This is a genomic window from Amycolatopsis sp. NPDC051373 (assembly GCF_040689465.1).
In the GTDB taxonomy this organism is placed as follows: Bacteria; Actinomycetota; Actinomycetes; order Mycobacteriales; family Pseudonocardiaceae; genus Amycolatopsis.
Genome location: NZ_JBFBAE010000018.1, coordinates 49,844 through 56,613, shown reverse-complemented (window position 1 = coordinate 56,613; position 6,770 = coordinate 49,844). Strand labels below are relative to the sequence as shown.

Here is a 6,770-nt window from a genome sequence, read left to right as displayed (position 1 = left end):
CGAGGTGTCCGCCCGGCCCGAGGTGTCCGCCCGGCCCGAGGTGTCCGCCCGGCCCGAGGTGTCCGCCCGGCCCGAGGTGTCCGCCCGGCCCGAGGTGTCCGCCCGGCCCGAGGTACGCGCGCAGGCGTTGTGCGCGCCTTGGCGAAGCGCGCCAGGCAATCCCCTTACCTGGCTGGGCAAACCCCCACCCTCCCGAGGGGGGCGTCCCGGCTCCAGTCTATCGACTACCCCCGACAAAACCCGTGGCCAAGCCGAAAACGGGCCGAGCTGTCCACAACTCGGTATGCCTGTGGACAAGCCGCGCAAACGTGTGCGCCGGCCTGAACCACGCCGAGCCCCGCGCCGGGAAGCCCGCCCGCGAAATCACCGGCCACGCAACAGATCCAACGCCAGCAACCCCGCACCGAGCCGCCCTGCTTCATCACCCAGCGAGGCCACCCGAAGTTCCGGCATCCGCTGGAAAGTCAGCGCCGAAGCCAGGTAGTCGCGCACCGGATCGAGCACGTAGTCGGCCGCGGTGAACAGCCCGCCGCCCAGCACGATCACCTCCGGCGCCAGCAACGTCAGCAGCGTCCGCAAGCCGTGGCCGAGGCCGTCGAGCGCGTCGGACACCACGGCGACTGCGGCTTCGTCGCCGTGGCGCGCGGCGTCGACCACGGGCTGCGCACCGTCGGCGGGGCGGCCGGTCCGTTCGGTGTAGCGACGTGCGATGGCCGAGGCCGACGAGATCGCCTCGAGGCAGCCCGTGGCGCCGCAGCCGCAGACGTTGCGGTGGCCCACGTCGATGTGGCCGATCTCGCCGGCCAGCCCGTGGGCCCGGTAGAGGCGCCCGTCGAGCAGCATCGCGGCCGCGATCCCCGTGCCCACGGCGATGAACGCCGCGTCGGTGCAGCCCTTCCCCGCGCCCACGCGGAACTCCGCCAGCCCACCGGCGCTCACGTCGTGGCCGAACGCCACCGGCAGCCCCAGCCGGTTCTCCAGCAGGTCGCCGAACGGCACGTCGCGCCAGTCGAGGTTGGCCGAGAACCGGGCGACGCGCGCCTGTTCGTCGACGATGCCCGGCACCACGACGCCGACCGCGCCCGGCGAGCCCGTGCCGGCCTGCGCCGCGAGCGAAGAGACGACATCGGCCACCTGCTCGGCCAGCGCCGTTCCGTCCGCGCTCTTCGCCGTGGGCACCCGGGCCGTCGCGAGCGCGTTGAGTTCCGCGTCGAGCAGGGCCGCCTTCACGGTCGTGCCGCCCACGTCCAATGCCGCCACCAATTCAGCCATACCGTGATTCTCACATCGGGCACCTCACATCGATGTGACATTGACGGGCGGTAGCACAGCAACCTACGCTCGGTCAGCCAGACGACGAGTTCCGGAACGCGGTGAGAATCCGCGCGGTCGCGCCACTGTGACCCCTCGACGAATTTCGAGGGGAAGCCAGACCCGGACCCGTCGTGTCGCTCCCGATGAGGCCGCGAAAAGCCCGAGGAGGCACAGTGACCACCCCCGCAGCACCCGCCGTCGCCACACCGATCCCCGTCCGGATCCCCGTCCGCCAGATCGTTCCGTGGGCAGTGCTGGTGGGCCTGCTCGCCCTCATCGCCCTCTACTTCGTGAGCGCCGAACAGGGCGCCACCGCGGTGTTCGCCAACATGTATGTGCACGAGTTCGTGCACGACGGTCGGCACCTGCTCGCGTTCCCCTGCCACTGAGGCGGGCGAACCACCGTGATGAGGCCCCTGCTGGTCCGCGGCATGCTCGCGGGCCTGATCGCCGGCGTGCTCGCGTTCGTCTTCGCCTACCTGTTCGGCGAGCCGTCGGTCAACAGTGCCATCGGCATCGAGGAGGCCGGCTCCGCCGCGCACTCCCACACTCACGACCCGGCCGCCGGCCAGGGCACTGGCGAGGCTGCCCAGCCGGCCGAGGAGCCCGAAGAAGAGCTGGTGCCGCGCGACATCCAGAGCACCGTCGGCCTGCTGACCGGCGTGCTCGTCTACGGCGTCGCGATCGGCGGGCTGTTCTCGCTGGCCTTCGCGTTCGTCTACGGCCGCATCGGCTCACTGCGCCCCCGCGTGACCACGGCGTTGCTCTCCGCGGGTGCGTTCGGCGTGGTGTTCTTCGTGCCGTTCCTCAAGTACCCGGCCAACCCGCCCGCGGTGGGCCAGCCGGGCACCATCGGGGAACGCACCGAGCTGTACTTCGGCTTCGTCGCCGTCTCCCTGCTCGCGGGCATCCTCGCCACGGTGTTCGGCCGCAAGCTCGCCGGCCGCCTCGGCGCGTGGCGCGGCGGCCTGCTGGCCTGCGCCGGTTACGTCGTGGTGGTGGCCGTGGTCGCGTGGCTGATGCCGGTGATCGACGAGGTGCCGCCGACGTTCCCGGCGTCCACGCTGTGGAGCTTCCGCACCGCGTCCGTCGGCACGCAGGTGACGCTGTGGCTCACCCTCGGCCTGTGCTTCGGCTTCTTCGCGGAGAAGGTACTGAAGCCCTCCCCGAAGGCCGTCGCGGCCGCCGTTTGAGGGCCCGGGTCACCAGTCGGGGTCGCCGGTCATTTCACGCCTTCCAGTGTCTTTTGCCTCGGCTCCGCCGAGGCGGCGAGATCGCCGAGGAGCCGGCGTCTCGATCAGACGGTCAGATCGGCCAGGGCCGATCGCACCGCCCGATCGAGACGCCGGCGCGATCTCGCGGTCGCCGGTCATTTCACGCCGTCCAGTCGGGGTGGTTCGGCATCGCCGGGGTGGTGGAGCCGTACAGCCAGTCGTGGAAGAACGCGCCCAGGTCGCGGCCGGAGACGCGTTCGGCCACGGCGACATAGTCCTGCGTCGCGGCCGGGCGGCCTTGGAACTCGTCGAAGAAGGTGCGTTCGATGCGGTCGAAGGTCGCCGGGCCGACGAGGCTGCGCAGCGCGTACAGCGTGAGCTTGCCGCCGAGGTCGGTGCCGAACATGACGCCCGTGGCGGAGCTCTGCTGGGCGACCGGGCCGTTCTGCTTCAGGATCTCGTTGTTCTGCGAGTAGCCGGACTTGGCCTTCTCGTCGAACGGTTTGCCGCCGTGCTCGGAGTCGTAGAGGTCCTGGTAGAAGGTGGCGTGGCCCTCGCTGAGCCACATGTCGTCCCAGTGCCGCACCGGCACGGCGTCACCGAAGTACTCGTGCGTCAGCTCGTGCGCCATGGTCGAGACCTCGCTGGGGTATTCGAGAGCCAGGGCGCTGTAGGTCGGCATCGCCGCGGTCTCCAGCGCGACACCGCCACCGTAGAGGCGGTTGACGCCGAGGGCGCCGGCGCTCGCGTACGGGTACGGGCGGCCCAGGCGCTGCTCCAGCCACGCGATGATCTCCGGGGTCTTGCGAGCGGTGTCGAGCGCGGCCGGTTTCGCCGCCGTGGTCACGTAGCTGCGCACCGGCAGGCCGTGCGGGCCCACCTGGTCGACCTCGGTGAAGTGGCCGGCCGCGAGCTGCACGACGTCGGTGGCCGTGGGCCGGTCGACGCGGAACACCGAGGTCACCCGGTCGCCCGCACGGTGCTTTCCGACGAGCGTGCCGCTGCCGACGCCCTGGACGTCGGCCGGTGTCGTGATCCGCAGGGTGTAGGTGGCCGGGTCGCCCGGCACGTCGTCGGACGGGAACACCGCGTGCTCACGGTCGGTCTGCCCCATCACCGCGAAGCCGTCCGGGGTGTTCTGCCAGACGCCCACGGCCTCGGCGAGGTCGGGCGGCAGCGGGAACTTCACCGTGGGCGAGGCCGGGCTCTTCGCGCGGTCCGCGATGTAGCCGATCCGCACGGTGAACGGCACGCCCTTGCGCAGCGCCCGCGCGGGCGTGACCACCAGCTTTTCGCCCTGCACAACGAACTTCGCGGCCGCGCCGTCGACCTCGACCGTCCGGATCTCGCCCACGGCCGAGTCGAGCCCGAAGGAAGACAGCGACTGCGTGGCGACGGCCCGCATCGTCACCGCCGCGTCCATCGTGGTCACCCCCGGCCGATAGTCGAGGGAGACGTCGTAGTCGCGGGCGTCGTAGCCGCCGTTGCCGAGCCCTGGGAACAGCCGCTCGCCCGCGCTCAGCGCGCCGGGAGACGCGGGATCAGCCGTGGCAGCGGTCGCGGTGCCGGCGGCCAGCACCGCGGCGAGCCCTGCCACCGCTGCGGTTTTCACGATCGTTTTCGCCATGCGGTCCACCTTGCCGAGGCCGCCGCCGTGCGCGCATCGGCCAGGCAGCTCGAACGGGCTAACCGGAAAGTCGTACGGTGATCGCCGTGCGACTGCTGCTGCTCGACGCCTGCCTGGCGATCGCGGTCGCGGGCGCGCTCGTGCTGGAGGCGCTCGCCGGCGTGACCCGGCCCCCGCTGTGGCAGCTCACGATCGTGGCCGTGCTGGTCCTGTTGGTGCTACGGCGTCGGTTCCCCCTGGTCACGATGCTCGCGTTGGCAGTGCTGGCCTGGTTCGAGCCGACGACGGAGATCGCCATGATCTTCACGCTCTACACGGTCGCCGCGCTTCGCGGGCCGAAGTGGCCGACGGCGGTCGCGGTGGGCGCCGACCTGGTACTGGCGCTGGCCACCTACCGGCCCGACGACCTCCAGGGCTGGGAGATCGTGGGCTTCGTCCTGGCCCTGACGCTGCTCCTGCCGCTGCTCGCGGGCCTGTGGATGCACCAGCGCGCCGTGCTGGTCGACGCCCTGCACGACCGCGCGGACCAGGCCGAACGAACTCGCGACCTGCTCGCTGAGCGCGCCGTGACGGCCGAGCGCAGGCGGATCGCGCGCGAGATGCACGACGTGGTGGCCCACCGCGTGAGCATCGTCGCGTTGCAGGCCGGAGCGTTGTCCGTGCGCGCGCCGAACGACGAGACCGCCCGGCTCGCCGAGGTGATCCGCGAGTCGAGCGCCGCCGCACTCACCGAACTGCGCGACATCCTGCGGGTGCTGCGCGAGGACGAGACCGAGCCGAAAGCACTGCCGAGCCCCACGCTCGACGGCGTCGCGCAGCTGGCCGGCGACCTCGCCGCGGCCGGCGCGGACGTCGACGCCGAGGTGCCCGATCCCCTGCCGCAGGTGCCGGAAAAGGTGGGCCGGGCGGCGTACCGGATCGTGCAGGAGTCGCTGACCAACGCGGCGAAACACGCACCGGGCGCGCCGATCCGCGTCCGGCTGTCGCTGGACAGCGGCAAGCTCGTGGTCGAGGTGGCCAACGCCCTCGGCGCCTCGGCGGGCCTGCCCGGCGCGGGCTACGGCGTGATCGGCATGCGCGAGCGCGTGACGCTGGCCGGAGGCGCGCTGCGCGTCGGTCCCGACGGTTCGGGTGACTACGTGGTGCGCGCGGTGTTCCCGCTCGCCGGCGGCGCGTGAGATGAGGAGGACGCTGCGGTGATCAAGGTCGTGCTGCTGGACGACGAGGTGCTCGTGCGCAGCGGCATCCGGATGATCCTCGAGTCGGATCCGGAGATCCGCGTGGTCGCGGAGGCGGGCGACGGTGCGGGCGTCGCCGAGCTCGTGGCGCAACATCAGCCTGACGTCGTGCTCACCGACATCCAGATGCCCGGCGTCGACGGCCTCGAGGTGACCCGCGTGGTCACGGCGCTGCCCGAGGCGCCGGCGGTGGTCGTGCTGACCACGTTCGACCTCGACGAGTACGTGCACACCGCATTGCGCCGCGGCGCCACCGGGTTCCTGCTCAAGGACACGCCACCGCGCGACCTGGTGAGCGCCGTGCACGTGGTGCGCCGCGGCGAGGCGATGCTGTCGCCGGCCATCACGCGGCGGCTGCTCGGCGAGTTCGCCTCAGGCGGGGCCACGGAGAGCGCGAAGGCGCGGCTGACCGCGTTGACCTCGCGCGAGCGGGAGGTCGCGGTGGCTGTGGCGGAGGGCTGGAGCAACGCGGTGATCGCCACCCATCTCGGTGTGAGCGAGGCCACGGTGAAGGTGCACCTGGGGCGGATCATGTCCAAAGTGGAGGCCGCCAACCGCACCCAGGTGGCCATCCTGGTGCACGACGCCGGTCTTGCCTGAATTGTTGTGGTGCAGGCGGTCTCGCACCGGTTAGGATTCTTGACGGGTCGGGGGATTCCACAGAGAAAGTTCAGGGGACCCCTCATGTCCGAATCTGTCCTGCCGCCCAAGCCGACGGGTCCGAGTTACCAGGACGCACCGCTGCCGCCACCGCCGCCGCGCGCGGCCGGCAACACCAACGGCTTCGCCATCGCCTCGCTGGTGCTGGCGTTCCTGCCGGCCACCCTGTGGCTGAGCGTGATCTTCGGGATCCTCGCGTTGGTCCAGATCCGGCGCAAGGGCCAGCGTGGCCGCGGCCTGGCGATCGCGGGGCTGTCCATCAGCGGCGCGTGGGTGCTCCTTATCGCCGCGGCCATCGCGATCGGCGTCGCGACCGGTGGCTTCGCGCCCGCCGCCGACAACGCCGCCGCGTCCGTCAGGGACAACAGCGTCTTCGCGGCGAAGAAGGGCGAGTGCTTCACCACCTACGACGAACGGACCAGCAACATCGAAAAGGTCCCGTGCGACAAGCCGCACCACTCCGAGATCTACGGGCTGGTCGTGCTGCCGGGCGACGACACGGACGCCTACCCCGGCGACGCGACGCTGTCGGCACAGGCCCGTCAGTACTGCGAGGCCGAGCAGAGGAACTTCTTCGCGACCACCGCGCCGCCTTCGGACCTGGTCATGGCCGTGTACTACCCGGATGAAGGGTCGTGGCAGCACCGCGGGCACTCGGCGGTCTGCACCTTCGAGTCCAAGTCGGGCACGCTGACGGCCCCGGTGGTGCACTAGCGG

The 6,770-nt window shown here is 71.5% G+C and carries 8 protein-coding genes; 5 read left to right on the top strand and 3 right to left on the bottom strand.

The genetic code is table 11. The features are described from left to right. Both AB0383_RS30335 and AB0383_RS30330 read right to left on the bottom strand, forming a co-directional pair. Positions 1-180: hypothetical protein (locus AB0383_RS30335; protein ID WP_366189176.1), on the bottom strand; the 180-nt coding region annotated here is incomplete at its 3' end. A gap of 183 nt (positions 181-363) precedes the next feature. Further along, positions 364-1,272: an ROK family protein gene (locus AB0383_RS30330; protein ID WP_366189175.1), complete on the bottom strand. Its 909-nt coding sequence runs from the start codon at positions 1,270-1,272 to the stop codon at positions 364-366. A gap of 215 nt (positions 1,273-1,487) precedes the next feature. Between AB0383_RS30330 and AB0383_RS30325 the strand changes: the two genes are divergently transcribed. Further along, positions 1,488-1,703 carry a CbtB-domain containing protein gene (locus AB0383_RS30325; RefSeq protein ID WP_255638318.1) on the top strand — a complete coding sequence of 72 codons (216 nt, stop codon included), beginning with the start codon at positions 1,488-1,490 and terminating at the stop codon, positions 1,701-1,703. Positions 1,704-1,718: 15 nt separating this feature from the next. Then, the gene (locus AB0383_RS30320; RefSeq protein WP_366189174.1) at positions 1,719-2,507 is read left to right on the top strand and encodes a CbtA family protein; all 789 of its coding nucleotides are present in this window, start codon (positions 1,719-1,721) and stop codon (positions 2,505-2,507) included. A 181-nt stretch (positions 2,508-2,688) separates the two neighbouring features. On the opposite strand, the gene AB0383_RS30315 is transcribed toward AB0383_RS30320, so the two are convergent. Beyond that, complete coding sequence (locus AB0383_RS30315) at positions 2,689-4,155, bottom strand: M1 family metallopeptidase (protein ID WP_366189173.1); 1,467 nt, start codon at positions 4,153-4,155, stop codon at positions 2,689-2,691. 77 nt (positions 4,156-4,232) lie between these two features. Here AB0383_RS30315 and AB0383_RS30310 point away from each other — a divergent pair, with 77 nt between their 5' ends. The 3 genes from AB0383_RS30310 (at position 4,233) to AB0383_RS30300 (ending at position 6,767) form a co-directional block, all read left to right on the top strand. Next, entirely contained in the window at positions 4,233-5,333 is a 1,101-nt protein-coding gene (locus tag AB0383_RS30310) for a histidine kinase (protein ID WP_366189172.1), read from the top strand. Between the two features lie 18 nt (positions 5,334-5,351). Further along, positions 5,352-5,993 carry a response regulator transcription factor gene (locus AB0383_RS30305; RefSeq protein ID WP_366189171.1) on the top strand — a complete coding sequence of 214 codons (642 nt, stop codon included), beginning with the start codon at positions 5,352-5,354 and terminating at the stop codon, positions 5,991-5,993. 84 nt (positions 5,994-6,077) lie between these two features. Beyond that, entirely contained in the window at positions 6,078-6,767 is a 690-nt protein-coding gene (locus tag AB0383_RS30300) for a DUF4190 domain-containing protein (protein ID WP_366189170.1), read from the top strand. Positions 6,768-6,770 lie beyond the last annotated feature (3 nt).